12 protein-coding genes and 1 pseudogene are annotated in these 13,886 nt (G+C 72.2%); 6 read left to right on the top strand and 7 right to left on the bottom strand.

The genetic code is table 11. The features are described 5' to 3' along the window. Positions 1-66 precede the first annotated feature (66 nt). Positions 67-1,596, top strand: coding sequence for a GMC family oxidoreductase (locus ACIQVL_RS20090; RefSeq protein WP_403475961.1), 1,530 nt, complete (start codon positions 67-69; stop codon positions 1,594-1,596). An 81-nt stretch (positions 1,597-1,677) separates the two neighbouring features. On the opposite strand, the gene ACIQVL_RS20085 is transcribed toward ACIQVL_RS20090, so the two are convergent. The 3 genes from ACIQVL_RS20085 to ACIQVL_RS20075 form a co-directional block, all read right to left on the bottom strand. After that, positions 1,678-2,898: a low temperature requirement protein A gene (locus tag ACIQVL_RS20085; protein ID WP_403475960.1), complete on the bottom strand. Its 1,221-nt coding sequence runs from the start codon at positions 2,896-2,898 to the stop codon at positions 1,678-1,680. A 122-nt stretch (positions 2,899-3,020) separates the two neighbouring features. After that, entirely contained in the window at positions 3,021-3,473 is a 453-nt protein-coding gene (locus ACIQVL_RS20080) for a MarR family transcriptional regulator (protein ID WP_351714496.1), read from the bottom strand. Positions 3,474-3,686: 213 nt separating this feature from the next. Then, positions 3,687-5,114, bottom strand: a complete 1,428-nt coding sequence (locus ACIQVL_RS20075) for an aldehyde dehydrogenase family protein (protein ID WP_403475959.1) — start codon at positions 5,112-5,114, stop codon at positions 3,687-3,689. A 112-nt stretch (positions 5,115-5,226) separates the two neighbouring features. Here ACIQVL_RS20075 and ACIQVL_RS20070 point away from each other — a divergent pair, with 112 nt between their 5' ends. Then, entirely contained in the window at positions 5,227-5,838 is a 612-nt protein-coding gene (locus tag ACIQVL_RS20070) for a TetR/AcrR family transcriptional regulator (protein WP_403439723.1), read from the top strand. Positions 5,839-5,862: 24 nt separating this feature from the next. Here ACIQVL_RS20070 and poxB read toward each other — a convergent pair whose 3' ends face one another. From poxB to ACIQVL_RS20055, 3 genes are all read right to left on the bottom strand, one after another. After that, the gene (gene poxB, locus ACIQVL_RS20065) at positions 5,863-7,596 is read right to left on the bottom strand and encodes a ubiquinone-dependent pyruvate dehydrogenase (RefSeq protein ID WP_403475958.1); all 1,734 of its coding nucleotides are present in this window, start codon (positions 7,594-7,596) and stop codon (positions 5,863-5,865) included. 62 nt (positions 7,597-7,658) lie between these two features. After that, positions 7,659-8,447 (bottom strand): acetoacetate decarboxylase family protein, encoded by a 789-nt coding sequence (locus ACIQVL_RS20060; protein ID WP_403475957.1) that lies wholly within the window; start codon positions 8,445-8,447, stop codon positions 7,659-7,661. Between the two features lie 73 nt (positions 8,448-8,520). Then, complete coding sequence (locus tag ACIQVL_RS20055) at positions 8,521-9,111, bottom strand: MarR family winged helix-turn-helix transcriptional regulator (RefSeq protein ID WP_403475956.1); 591 nt, start codon at positions 9,109-9,111, stop codon at positions 8,521-8,523. Between the two features lie 152 nt (positions 9,112-9,263). Between ACIQVL_RS20055 and ACIQVL_RS20050 the strand changes: the two are divergent. Both ACIQVL_RS20050 and wrbA read left to right on the top strand, forming a co-directional pair. After that, positions 9,264-9,707 (top strand): annotated as a pseudogene (locus tag ACIQVL_RS20050) (YceI family protein); the annotation flags it as partial. A gap of 135 nt (positions 9,708-9,842) precedes the next feature. Further along, positions 9,843-10,445: an NAD(P)H:quinone oxidoreductase gene (wrbA, locus tag ACIQVL_RS20045; protein WP_403439725.1), complete on the top strand. Its 603-nt coding sequence runs from the start codon at positions 9,843-9,845 to the stop codon at positions 10,443-10,445. A gap of 138 nt (positions 10,446-10,583) precedes the next feature. Here the strand turns inward: wrbA and ACIQVL_RS20040 are convergent, their stop codons facing one another. Next, positions 10,584-10,988 carry a tautomerase family protein gene (locus tag ACIQVL_RS20040; protein ID WP_403439645.1) on the bottom strand — a complete coding sequence of 135 codons (405 nt, stop codon included), beginning with the start codon at positions 10,986-10,988 and terminating at the stop codon, positions 10,584-10,586. Between the two features lie 472 nt (positions 10,989-11,460). Between ACIQVL_RS20040 and mdlC the strand changes: the two genes are divergently transcribed. Both mdlC and ACIQVL_RS20030 read left to right on the top strand, forming a co-directional pair. Continuing rightward, entirely contained in the window at positions 11,461-13,071 is a 1,611-nt protein-coding gene (gene mdlC, locus ACIQVL_RS20035) for a benzoylformate decarboxylase (RefSeq protein WP_403475955.1), read from the top strand. A 33-nt stretch (positions 13,072-13,104) separates the two neighbouring features. After that, positions 13,105-13,854 carry an SDR family NAD(P)-dependent oxidoreductase gene (locus tag ACIQVL_RS20030; protein ID WP_403439648.1) on the top strand — a complete coding sequence of 250 codons (750 nt, stop codon included), beginning with the start codon at positions 13,105-13,107 and terminating at the stop codon, positions 13,852-13,854. Positions 13,855-13,886: the final 32 nt, after the last annotated feature.

Here is a 13,886-nt window from a genome sequence, read left to right as displayed (position 1 = left end):
TGACACCGACCATCATCACTTCTATTTTATTTGCTTGCTGAAGCAGATTTTTGGGGAGAGACGCAGATGACCACCACAAGCGAACACCCGGCGCCGCACGAGGCCGATGTCGTCATCGTCGGCGGGGGTTCCGCGGGCGCCGTCCTGGCCGCCCGGCTCAGCGAGCACCCGCGACGCACGGTCCTGCTGGTCGAGGCGGGACCGGACTACTCCGCCGACAGCGTTCCCGAAGGACTGCTGACCCCGCACCTCCTGGCCGACCCCGACCACGACTGGGGTTACACCGCCCGTGCCACCGACCGCGCCCCGAGCATCGCCGCACCGCGCGGCCGGACCATGGGCGGCAGTTCCGCCGTGAACGCCGGTGTGGCGATCCGCGCGCGGGCCGCGGACTTCGCCGCCTGGGAAGAGCGCTACGGGATCAAGGGCTGGTCGTACGGCGAGGTCCTGCCGGTCTTCCGGGACATGGAGAACACACCGTCCGGCGACGACGCCCACCACGGGCGCACCGGCCCCTTCCCCGTCCGGCAGTGGACGTACGAGGAACTCACCTCCCCCATGCGGGCGTTCGTGGACAGCGCGGCGGGCCTGGGCTTCCGGCGGAACGACGACTTCAACGGCGACCGCCAGGACGGCACCGGCCCCTACCCGGTCAACATCGTGGACGGGGTGCGCCGGAACACCGCCCTGGCGTATCTCACGTCCGAGGTGCGCAGCCGCCCCAACCTGACGGTGCTCAGCGATGTCACGGTCGACAGGGTGGTGGTCGAGGACGGCAGGGCGCGCGGTGTCGTCAGCGCGTCGGGCGCGCTCTTCCGGGCCGGTGAGGTGGTGCTCAGCGCGGGCTCGTACGGCAGCCCGGCCATCCTGCTGCGCTCCGGCGTCGGCCCGGCCGCGGACCTGCGGAACCTCGGCATCGAGGTGGTCGCCGACCTGCCCGTCGGCCGCCGGCTCCAGGACCACCCGTTCTTCCACTCGCTGTTCGCCCTCGCGCCCGCACACCAGACCATGACGTCCGCCTTCGCCGCCCACCTCTGGCTCGCCTCCCGCGAGGCGCTCCCCGGTGAACTGGACCTCGCCGTCGTCGGCACCCACCTTCTGGACGGCTCCTTCAGCCCGACCGGCGGGGCGATGGTCCTCGCGGCGGCCGTCACCCGTCCGGAGTCACGCGGCTCGGTGCGGCTGGCCAGCCGTGCCCCCTACGACGCCCCGGTCATCGACGACAACTACCTGGCGACGGACCGGGACCGCCGCCGCATGCTGGAGGCCGTACGGCTGGTGCGCCGCCTCGCGGGCAGCGCGCCGCTCGCCGGTGCGGTGGCGGCGGAACTGGCTCCGGGCGCCGCCGTGGGCGACGACGAACTGGCGGCGGCGATCGAGAGCGGCATCGCCACCTACGGGCACCCGACGTCGACCGTGCCGATGGGCGGACCCGAGGACCGGTGGGCCGTCGTGGACGAGTCCGGTGCGGTCAAGGGCCTGGCCGGGCTGCGCGTGGTGGACGCCTCGATCATGCCCGAGGTCCCGTCGACGGTGACCAACGCCACCACCATCATGCTCGCCGAACTCATCGCCCGCCGCGCGTACGGGAGTTGACCCACCGACGGCCCCGGCCGTCCGAGCAGGCCCTACGGGCCCGCACCGCGAGCCCCGGGCCTTAGTCGGCGCCCCGGGCGTTCAGAGGACCGCCTGCTCGTCGCGGGTCAGCCGGTGGGTCACGGCAAGACCCCAGGGGATGCCCAGGAGGGCGACGAGGGCGAGGCCGAGGAGCAGGGGGGCGGGGCGGGCGGCGCCCAGGGCCACGGCCGCGAGGGCCACGGCCAGGCAGGTGCGGGCGAGCGGGCGGTAGAGGTCCCGCTCGCCCTGCCAGACCTCGAGTCCGGTCGCGAGCAGCATGGTCCCGGTCAGGACGACGGCCACGCCCCCGCACAGCACCCAGGCCGTGGCGGCGGGCGTCCGGTGGGTGTGGGCGTGCTCGACCAGGCCGACCATCGCGGCACCCATGGCGGTCACCGCGGCCGTGAGCGGCAGATGGGTGAGCATCCACCGGAGGGTCACCGTGCGGGTCCGCCGGGGCCGGCGGTGGCCGGCGAAGTCGAAGTACGTCCACCAGGCGCCGAATCCGACCACCACGGCCACCAGCCCGACCGCGAGGCTCAGGGCGGTGGTCGGCTCGCCCGCCAGCCCGTCCACGACACCGGTCACGGTCTCGCCGAGCACGATGATGATGAGCAGCCCGAACCGCTCGACGAGGGAGTCGGTGAGGGCGAGCGCCGACTCCTGGGCCGGCGCGGCCGCCAGGACCATCCACGCGAACCCGCCGAGGTAGCCGAGGACCAGCAGCCCCCAGGTCGGCAGCCGGGCGCCGACGGGCAGGCCGGCGCTCGCGAGGAGGACCACCGCGCAGGCCGCCGTCCCGATCACGTACAGCCGGGTGGGTCTGCGGAACTCCGCGGAGCTGCCGCGTCCGGCCAGGAACCAGAGCACGGCCAGGACCGCGAACAGGATCCCGGCGTTGACCGCGAAATGAGCGCCCTCCGCGCCGCCGGCGCCGGGGATGAACGACCCCAGCGGGACGAGGACGAGAATCTGCAGGAGGAAGAGGCTGCGGCCCCGGGCGTCGTCGTGGCCGTGCAGGTCGTGGTGGAGCGTGCCGTTCAGCCAGGCGGTCCACACCAGGGCGAACACCACCGCGAACTCGCCGAGCCCGTGCCAGGTGAGATGGTCCGCCAGGTGATGAGCGGCCTGCGCCACCAGGACGACCACGACCAGGTCGTAGAAGAGTTCGAGCGGACCGACCACCCGGTGCCGCGGCTGTTCGCCGTGGGCGCGCGGCGGCCGCCACAGCTGTCGGCGCAGCCGAGCCCAGGCCTCCCGCCTCTCCGGTCGCGAGGTCATGCCGACGGTCTCCGCCGAAGGCGCTGCTGCATGGCTTCTCCCCGGGGTCGCGGTCCGGCCGGAGCCGCACAGGGCAACTGTTTGACACTTGTACAGTAGCGGGGGAGCCTCGTCAGGAGCGCTCAGTCGAGCTTCTCGACCACCGCTTCGAACTGCCGCACCATGGCCGGCACCGACCGTCCGTCGAGCAGGTCGACGACCCGCTTGCGGGCGCTCGCCAGGTGCACCGGGTAGGCGTCCTGGAGCCGCTTCAGCCCCTCGGGCGTGAGGGTCGCGACATTGCCGCGGGCGTCCCCTTCGTAGCGCCGCTTGACGACCTGGCCGCGGCTCTGCAGGGCGTCCACGACACGGGTGATGCGGCTCGCCGACAGGGCGGTGGCCGAGGCGAGATCCGTCATGCGGAGCTCCTGGTTCTCGGCCTCGGAGAGGTTCATCAGGACCACGTACTCGGTGAGCGTGAGCCCCGTGGACCGCAGCAGATCGTCGTCCAGGGAACGCGGCAGCGCGACGATGACGCGCATCAGGGCGCGCCAGAGCCGTTCTTCCTGGGCGTTCAGTGGATCTTCAGCGGTCATCCGCCCAGAATAGCGTGCTCAAGCAACCAACCTCAACCCGTGACGGGGGTGCCGGTCAGCCGCTCATGCCTGGGTTCTTTCGTCGCCCTCCGAAGGGAGGGGTACAGAGCGGGCCGACCCCGGAGGAGCCGCTCGACGAAGTGTGCCGCGGCCCGTACACGGCTCCCCCGGGTGTGACCGCCCGCGCCGGGGCGGTCACACCCGGCGGCGGTGTCACCACACCTGCTGGTCCTCCTGGAGGCGCACGGCGACGAACTTGGTCTGGGTGTAGTGGTGCAGCGCCTCCAGGCCCTTCTCACGGCCGTACCCGCTGTTCTTGTAGCCGCCGAACGAGCCTTCGACCATCATGCCGGGCGGGTAGGCGTTGACGTAGACCTGCCCGGCCTCCAGACGGGCGGCCACGCGGTGGGCGCGGGTCACGTCAGCGGTCCACAGGGCGGCGACGAGACCGTAGTCGGAGTCGTTGGCGACGGCCACCGCCTCGTCCTCGTCCTCGAAGCGCAGGACGGAGAGCACCGGACCGAAGATCTCCTCGCGGGCGATGCGCATGTCCGGCGTGACGTCGGTGTAGACGGTCGGCTCGAAGGTCCAGCCGTCCCCGGTCGGCCGGCCGCCGGTCAGCAGGGTGGCGCCGTCCTGCTCGGCGATCTTGAAGTACTCGTTGACCTTGTCGTACTGGGCGCGGGTGATCGCCGGCCCGTAGGTCTCCCCGGGCGTGATGTGGGTCAGCACGGTCTGCAGGGCCGCGACGAACCGGTCGTGGATCCGCGCGTCCACCAGCAGCCGGGTGCCCGCCATGCAGGACTGGCCGCCGTTGGGCAGGAACGCCTCGACGGCCCCCTGGGCGGCCTTGGCGAGGTCGGCGTCCGCGAAGACGATGTTGGGTGACTTGCCGCCCAGTTCCAGCGTGAGCGGGATGATGCGGTCCGCGGCGATCCGGCCGATCTCGCGGGCGGCCCGGACGGAACCGGTGAACGCCACCTTGCGGACCTTCGGATGGCCGACGAGCGCCGCGCCCACGGTGTCTCCCGTGCCGGTGACGACGTTCAGCACGCCCTCGGGCAGACCGCACTCGGTGGCGATGCGCGCCAGGGCGAGCGTGGTCGCCGAGGTGAACTCGGACGGCTTGGCCACGACCGCGTTGCCGGCCGCGAGCGCCGGGGCGATCGAGCGGGCCGCCTGGTTCAGGGGTGCGTTCCAGGGGGTGATGACGCCGACGACACCGAGCGGCTCGCGCCGGGTGTACGCGTGGAAGCCCGGCCCTATGTTGACCAGCTCGCCGCCGGGCAGGTTGACCAGGCCTGCGTAGAACTCGAAGTAGTTGGCCGCGCCCTCCACCTCCAGCGGGGACTGCCAGGCCGGCTTGCCGGTCTCGGCCGACTCCAGCTCCGCCAGCTCGGCGGCCTGGTCGCGCAGCCGCTCCGCGATGGCGGCCAGCACCCGCCCCCGCTCGACGGGCTGCCGGTTCCACCAGCCGTCGACCGCGCCGGCGGCCGCCGAGACGGCCCGGTCCACGTCGGTGGCGTCACCGAGGGCGATCTCGTGCACGACCTGGTCCTGCCCCGGAGAATGGGACGGCAGCCAGCGATCCGATGCCGGGTCGACTTCCACGCCTGCGATCCAGTGGCCGTAGCGCGTCATCAGCGCACTCCTCAAAAACGAGTAACCGAGTGAATGAATTTTCATTCACTTCGCACCCTACTCCACCGTCTTGACAAGGATCGAGCGACTGAACGAAGTTTCATTCGTGACCATGCCCCTCTCCGCGACAGTCGACGAGACCCCCCTGCGCCGCAGAGTGATGGATGCCGCGCTGGAGTTGTTCGACGAGCGGACCTGGGACGGCACCAACGTGCCCGAGATCGCCGCCCGGGCCGGGGTCGCGGTGGGCACGATCTACCGCTACTTCCCCAACAAGCAGGCGCTGGGCGAGGCGGTCTTCACCGAGGCGAAGGCGGCGTTCGCGGACACCGTGGTCACCGACGCCGTGCGCGAGGCCGACCCGGTGACCGCGATCGGCCTGGTCTGGGAGCACCAGGTCGCGTTCGCCATGGCCTATCCGCAGGCGTTCTCGTTCCTCGAACACCAGGTGCACGGCTCGTATCTGCGACCGCAGGCCTACGAGGTCGCCGACCGGCTCAACGCCGAACTGGTGGAGATCCTGCGGGCGGCGCAGAAGGCCGGTGCCCTCCGCGCCGGTGATCCGCAGGTGCTGCTCTCGATGGCGTTCGGCGCCTTCGTCGGGGTCACCAAGCACTCCCGCGCCTCGGGGATCCCGCTGGGCGAGTACGACCTGGAGGGCATCCGGCAGGCCGTGCTGAGCCTGATCGGGCTCGCGGACCCCCGCCCGCCCGACGCCCCCTAGGACCCCCCGGGCCGCTCAGCAGGCTCAGGAGGGCAGGTGGCGCGAGATGTTCGTGCGGGCCAGTTCGAGGAGCTCGTCGCCGCGTCCCGACAGCACCGTACGGGCGGCGTAGAGCGCGAAGCCCTTGGCCTGCTCGAACTTGATCGTCGGCGGGACGGACAGCTCCTGCCGGGCCGTCATCACCTCCACCAGGGCCGGACCCGGGTGGGCGAACGCGGTGCGCAGCGCCTCGCCGAGGTCGGCCGGGTGCTCCACCCGGCGGCCGTGGACGCCCAGGGCGGTCGCGACGTCGGCGAAGTTCGGGTTGTCGAGGTCGGTCCCGAAGTTCACCATGCCCTCGGCCTTCATCTCCAGCTCCACGAAGCTCAGGGCTCCGTTGTTGAAGACCACGATCTTCACCGGGTGCCGCTGCTGTTTCAGGGTGATCAGGTCGCCGAGCAGCATGGCCAGTCCGCCGTCCCCGGACAGCGCGATCACCTGCCGGTCCGGGAAGGCCGACTGGACGCCGATCGCCTGGGGCAGGGCGTTCGCCATGCTGCCGTGGGTGAACGAACCGATCAGCCTGCGGCGGCCGTTCATGGTCAGATAGCGCGCCGACCAGATCACCGGAGAGCCCACGTCCGGAACGAACACCGCGTCGTCGGCGGCGAGTTCGTCGACGACCCTGGCCAGGTACTGCGGGTGGACCGGGGTGCGGTCGTGGTCGTCGACGGCGAGCCGGTCCAGGGCTGCACGGGTGTCCACGTAGTGGGCGCGCGCCGCGTCGAGGTGCTGGGAACCGGTCCTGGGTGCGAGCTTCGGGAGCAGGGCCTCGGCGGTGTCCCGCACGGTGCCGACGAGCGCCAGGTCCACCCGGGTGCGCCTGCCGATCTGCTCACCGCGCACGTCCACCTGCACCGTGGTGGCGTGCTCGGGCAGGAACTGCCGGTAGGGGAAGTCCGTGCCGAGCATCAGGAGCGTGTCGCACCGCTCCATCGCGCGGTAGCCGGAGGTGAAGCCGAGCAGCCCGGTCATGCCGACGTCGTACGGGTTGTCGTACTCGACGTGTTCCTTGCCGCGCAGGGTGTGCACGACCGGAGCGCGCAACGCCGCGGCGAGGCGCACGAGTTGGTCGTGGGCACCGGCACAGCCCGCACCGGCCAGGATGGTGATCCGTTCCGAGGCGTCGAGGAGAGCGGCCGCGCGCTCGATCTCCGCGTCACCCGGGCGCACCACCGGCGCGGTGGGCAGCACGACGGACGGCCTGCGCGGGTGGTCGAGCCGGTGCAGCAGCACGTCGCCCGGAACGACGAGGACGGACACCCCGCTGCGCTCGACCGCCGTGCGCAGGGCGATGTCGAGGAGGCGGGGGAACTGCTCGGGCGTGGCGGCCAGCTCGCAGAAGTCGCTGCACTCCCGGAACAGTTCCTGGGGGTGGGTCTCCTGGAAGTAGCCGGTGCCGATCTCCGAACCCGGGATGTGTGCGGCGATCGCGAGCACCGGGACGCGGCTGCGCTGGGCCTCGAACAACCCGTTGACCAGGTGCAGGTTGCCCGGTCCACAGCTGCCGGCGCAGACCGCGAGCGAGCCGGTGACCGCCGCCTCGCCCGCGGCGGCGAACGCCGCCGCCTCCTCGTGCCGGTAGTGCTCCCAGGTCACCGAGGGATTCCTGCGCAGGGCGTCGGTCAGCCCGTTGAGGGAGTCGCCGGGCAGCCCGTGGATCCGGGAGACGCCCGCGCTCCGCAGGCCGTCCACTATGAGGTCGGCGATGGTGTGCATCAGCTTCCTTTCGGTACGGCGGTCGTGCGAGGGGTGCTACGGGCGGTCCCGGTCCTGTTCCGCTACTCGCTCAGCCTGCGGACGTCCGTCACGGTGTAGGACATCGAGGCGCGGAAGCCGGTGCCGGTGCGTACCGGGGCCAGGTCCGCCAGTTCCTCGCCGCGGGCCGGGAACAGGCTGATGTCGCCGGCGCCGGTCCAGACGTCGGCGAGCTGCTGGTCGCGGAACTCGGCCATGACCAGCTCGTGCACGGCGGGCTTGTCGTACTGGCCGGCGGTCAGCGTCGGGAAGTGCCGGAGGTTGACCGTGGGCCGGAACAGGGCCGCCGGGTCGCTCGCCGGCCGCTCCAGGGTGACCCGTGCCTCGGCGAGGGTGTGCCCGGCCGCCGACAGGGACGCGCCGAACCGCCCGCCGGCGGCGAGGGACGGCGAGGCCTTGCCCGGCGAGGCGAAGACGCGGGTCTGGTGCACCGAGCCGAGCTTCTTCGGGAAGCCCTGGACCCAGCCGCGGGCCATGGCGAGGTCGTTGTCGACGTAGATGTACGGGCACCAGGACACCGGCTCGCCCTGGAAGCGGGCGTCCACCAGCAGCATGAACTCGCGGTACTGGCTGCGCACCGGGTCGAGGTACTCGTCGTGCCCCGCGGAGAACTGCCAGTCGACGAAGAGCGCCACCACCCGCCCGTCGGACTCGTCGTCCGGTGTCAGGCCCTCCGGGAGGGTCGCCGCGGCGGCCGCCGGGTCGGTCCAGAACTCGACGCCGACGATGTCGCCGGCGTAGTGCCACGGCGGAGCGGAGGCGAGGTTCGCCTCTCCGCGCGGCGACAGCGGGTAGGTGTAGCCCTGCAGCATGGGGGGTCTCCAGAGAAAGGTGGGCGGGCCGGAAGAGACCATGCTCCGCACGGACACCGCTCCCCGGCTTGGGTCAGATGACTGCTTCGCGGTGACTGGAGACATCCGCGTCACCCGGAAGCTCCTCGCACCCGCCGCCGTCGTCCCCGTTCCCGGCCGCGGGGCGCTCCCGGCGCGCGGTGCCGCGTTCGCACGGGGCGGCGAGCGGGACGGCCACCGACTGCAGCTGTTCGGCCAGCCTCCGCACCAGGGCGGGGTCCAGCTGGTCCATGACGCGTCTGCGCGCACTGGCGAGATGCGCCGGATAGGCGCCGGCCAGCCGCAGCCGGCCGGCCTCGGTCAGCTCGGCCACGTATCCGCGGGCGTCGGAGCAGTGGCGGCGCTTGGTCACCAGGCCCAGGTCCCGCAGGTTCTCCACCACCCTGGTGATGCGGCTCGCGGACAGCGCGGCCGCGCCCGCCAGTTCGGTCATGCGCATGCTGTTTCCGTCGGCCTCGGAGAGGTTGGCCAGCACGATGTACTGCGTGAGCGACAGGCCCGTGGCGCACAGCAGGTCCTCGTCGAGCGCCCGGGGCAGCGCCACCAGCATCCGCTGCAGCGCACGCCAGAGGCGTTCCTCGTCGTTGTTCAGCGGATACCCGGGCTCCGGCGACTGCGGTGACACGTGCCGACCTCCCTTCCTTGTCCGGCCTCACCACTGCAGCACATATTACTTGCTTGACAAAGCATTTCGACGAGGGTCAAGATACTTGCCGAGGCAAGCAAAAGCGCCGCAGCGGACCAGCCGCGCGACGCCAACCGAGAGGCCGGAGAGGCATGAGCGTCGAACTGCCCCCCACGGGGACCTACACGGTCGATCCGGAGCGGTCGTCCATCGGCTTCAGCACGCGGCACATGTTCGGTCTGGGCAGGGTGGACGGCACCTTCCGGGTGGCGTCGGGGAGCTTCACGGTCGCCGAGCCGGTCACCCTGTCGACCGCGCACGCCGTGATCGAGGCGGGCAGTTTCCGCACCGGGACGCCCCGCCGTGACGAGCACGTGCGCTCCGCCGCGTTCCTGCACGCGGAGCGCCACCCCGAGATCCGGTTCGAGTCGGCCGGGGTGCGCCGCGGCGCGGCCGGCGACTGGGTCGTCGACGGTCATCTGACGGTCCGCGGGCACCGCGCGCCGGTCGAGCTGACGGTGGACACCCTCTCCGTCGAGAACGGCTCGCTGAGGATCTCGGCCTCGGCGACCGTCGACCGGTACCGCCACGGGCTGACCGCGGCGAAGGGGCTCGCGGCGCGGCTGCTGCGGCTCACCCTGTCCGCCACCGCCCACCCGGCGGCATCCGCCGCCCACAAGACCGAGACGGCGTCCGCCGTCGACAGCGCAGAACAGCGAGAGGAATTCCCCATGTCCCCCAAGATCGCGGTCATCTACTACTCGTCGACCGGTACCGTCCACGAGCTGGCGGAGGCGGTGGCCGACGGCGCCCGCAAGGAGGGTGCCGAGGTACGGCTGCTGCGCGTGTCCGAGCTCGCGCCCGAGGAGGCCGTCGCGAGCAACGACGCCTGGTCGGCGCATGCCGCGGCCACCAAGGACATCCCGATCGCCACCCCGGCCGACATCGAGTGGGCGGACGCCGTCGTCTTCGGCACGCCGACCCGGTTCGGCAACATCGCCAGCCAGCTGAAGCAGTTCATCGACACGCTCGGCGGGCTGTGGGCCCAGGGCAAGCTGGCCGACAAGGTCTACAGCGGCTTCACCGCCACGGCCACCGCGCACGGCGGCCAGGAGTCCACGCTGCTCGCGCTCTACAACTCCGTCCACCACTTCGGCGGCATCCTCGTCACCCCGGGCTACACCGACCCGGTGAAGTTCGTCGACGGCAACCCCTACGGCACCAGCCACGTCAACGGACAGGGCGCCATCCCCGTCGACGACACCGCCCGCGCCGCCGCCGTCTACCAGGGCAAGCGGGTCGCCACCGTCACCGCCCGTTTCACGGCCGCGTAACCACCGGGCGGCCGGGACCACGTGCCGGCCGGTCCACGGACGGCCGGGTGCCCGGTGGCAGGGGGCTGCCGCCGGGCACCCGGTCCCGGCACCAGGGTGCGGACACCCGCAAGGCGCTGGACCGGCACGCGGACCAGGTCAGGACTCGCCCTTCCGGGCCAGCCACTCCTGCTCCTCGCCCGGTTCGGGCAGCACGCGGCCGCCTTCGACGGCGGAGCGGGCGGGGCCGTCCTGGAGCACGACCATGACGTGGCTCTCCGGCACCCCCGTGACGCGGGCGGCGGCCGAGGACAGTTCCAGCGCCAGGCGCGTCGCCTCCTCCTGCGGGTGCCCGCGCCGGACCCAGCCGGAGACGATCAGCGGGGCCCCGGGCGAGCCGCCGGCGAAGACGCTGTCCGCCGGCGGCTCGGAGAAGATCACGTTCACGTAGGCGGCCGGTACGTGGTTGACCGCCACGTGGATCCGGGTGATCTCGGAGGCCAGCGCGGCCTTCGACTCACCGGTCAGTGTTCCCTGGGCTGCGGTGCAGGTGTAGACGGGCATGTCGGCTCCTCATCGGACGGGTGCGGCATCGGAAGCGCTCACGGCGACGCCGGCCGGGCGGCGCGGGCCGTGACGGACGCGGTGGTCCTGGGTGCGGACCGGAAGATCGTGCCGGAGTCGGGGTCCGAGCCGGGACTCCGCTTCGACCGGGCCGTCGTGGAGATCGTCGTGGAGGTCGGCCTGCGCGGCATCTGCGGCAGCGACCTGCACGCGCCGCACCTGCCACGGGTCCGGCGCGGTGTTCGTGGCGGGCAACGGCTCACTCCACACTCCGACGGCCCAGCGCGGACCGGCTTCGGTCATCCGACTGACACCGGAACTGCCGTGGCCGGCGACCGGATCGGAGGCGACCGGGAGCCGTCGGCTCAGTCAGGGCCTCAGTCATCGGACGGAAGGCGCCGCGGCCGGGACCGGGTCAGGATGGGCGGGATCATCCCGATTTCGGGCCCCGCACCAGAACTGGCAGGTTGCCATGACCGAGCAAGCCACCGTCCGCAGCGTGACCTACGATCTGTTGCGCTCTCTCGGACTCACCACCGTCTTCGGCAACCCTGGCTCCACCGAACAGCCCTTCCTCCAGGAGTTCCCCGAGGACTTCACCTACGTACTCGCCCTCCAGGAGGCCTCCGTCATCGCGATGGCGGACACCTTCGCCCAGGTCACCGGCCGGCCCGCGCTGGTCAACGTGCACTCCTCGGCCGGGCTGGGCAACGCGGTCGGCAACCTGGTCGCCGCCTACCACGGCGGCACCCCGCTGATCGTGACCTCGGGCCAGCAGCACCGGGAACTGCTGATCGGCGAGCCCTACCTGGGCAACCGGGAGGCCACCACGCTGCCCAAGCCGTGGGTGAAGTGGTCGTACGAACCCGCACGCGCCGAGGACGTGCCCGAGGCGTTCCTGCGGGCCTACGCGATGGCCCTGCAGCCGCCCGCCGGACCCGTCTACCTGTCGATCCCCATGGACGACTGGAAGCGGCCGCTGTCCGGCTTCACCCGCATGCGGACCTTCAGCGACCGGGTGCTGCCCGACCCGGACCGGCTGCGGAGCTTCGCCGACCGCATCTCCGCCAGCAGCCGTCCGGCGCTGGTCTTCGGCCCTGAGGTCGACAAGGCCGGCGGCTGGGACGCGGCCGTCGCCCTCGCCGAGAAGCTGCGCGCGGCCGTCTACGGCTCCCCGCTCCTGGACCGCGCCTCCTTCCCCGAGGACCACCCGCTCTTCCGCGGCCCCCTCGGCATGTCGGTCAAGACCATCAGCGACCGTCTGGAGGGCCACGACCTGGTGGTCGTGATCGGCGCCGAGGTCTTCCGCTACTACCCCTACGTGCCGGGCCCGTACCTGCCCGAGGGCACCGAGCTCCTGCAGATCACCGGCAACCCGGACGTGGCCGCCGCGGCCCGGGTGGGCGACAGCCTGCTGGGCGACCCCGGGGCGGCGATCGAGCAGCTGCTGGCCGCCGTCGCGGACGGTTCCGCGCGGACCGCCCCGCAGCCGATGGAGCGCCCGCGGGTGCTCCCGGCGGCGCCCAACAGCCCGCTCACCCCGCCGGAGGTCTATGCCGCACTGAGCAGCGTCAAGCCGGCCGACGCGGTCATCGTCAACGAGTCGACCTCCACGATGGCCCAGCAGATCGAGTGGCTGCCCACCACCCGGACCGGTTCCTTCTTCGCCACCGCCAGCGGCGGCATCGGGTGGGGCGCGCCGGCCGCCGTCGGCGTGGCCCTCGCCGACCGGGAGCGGGGCGTGTCCCGGCCGGTCGTCGGCCTGATCGGCGACGGCTCGTTCCAGTACTCCGTGCAGTCCGTCTGGACGGCGGCGCAGCACCGGCTGCCCGTCGTCTACGTCGTGATGCGCAACCAGGAGTACTCGATCCTCAAGTCGTTCGCGGTCCTGGAGGAGACGCCGGGCGTCCCCGGACTCGACCTGCCGGGTCTCGACATCGCGAGCGTGGCCCGCGGCTTCGGGTGCCGCGCGGTCGACGTCGACACGACCGAGGACCTGCAGCGCGAGTTCAAGACGGCCCTGGGCGCCGACACCACCACCGTCATCGTGGTGGCCACCCAGCCCCAGAAGGCCATGCTCTAGACGGGGCCGACAGCACGGAACACGGGAGCAGAGATGGATCTCGGACTGAAGGACCGCGTCTACATCGTCACCGGCGGCACCCGCGGTCTCGGCCTGGCCGCCGCCCGCGAGCTGACCTCCGGCGGTGCCAAGGTGGTGGTCAGCGGGCGCAGTACGCACTCGCTGGCCGCGGCCGAGGCGGAGCTGGGCGGCCCAGGGCAGGCCGTCGGGGTGGTCGCCGACAACGCCGACGCCGGCACGCCGGACCGGCTGCTGACGGCGGCGCACGAGGCGTTCAACGGGCTCGACGGCGTGCTCATCAGCGTCGGCGGCCCGCCGACGGGCACCACGGACGGCATCGACGACGAGCAGTGGCGCGCCTCCTTCGAGTCGGGCTTCCTGGGCGCGGTGCGGCTGTCGCGGGCCGTCGCCGCGCGGCTCGGCGAGGGTGGGGTGATCGGGTTCGTGCTGTCGACCTCGGTGTACGAGCCGATCCCCGGCCTCGCCATCTCCAACGCCATGCGGCCCGCGCTGGCCGGCTACGCGAAGACCCTCGCGGGCGAGCTGGGCCCGCGGGGCATCCGCGTGGTCGGGCTGGTGCCGGCCCACATCGGGACCGACCGGACACTCGAACTCCAGTCGATCACCGGCGACGCCGCCACCACCGCCGCCGGCATCCCGCTGCGCCGCCTCGGCACTCCGGAGGAGTTCGGCCGCACCGCCGCGTTCCTGCTGTCGCCGGCTGCGGGCTACATCACGGGCAGCATGGTGACGGTGGACGGCGGAACACGGACCAGCTTCTGACGTCTTCTCCACCCGAACTCTCCTTGACAGCC

It is taken from the genome of Streptomyces sp. NPDC090499 (assembly GCF_044769305.1).
Lineage (GTDB): Bacteria > Actinomycetota > Actinomycetes > Streptomycetales > Streptomycetaceae > Streptomyces.
Note: the sequence above shows the minus strand (reverse complement) of the source record. Positions and strands in the feature narration are given on the sequence as shown.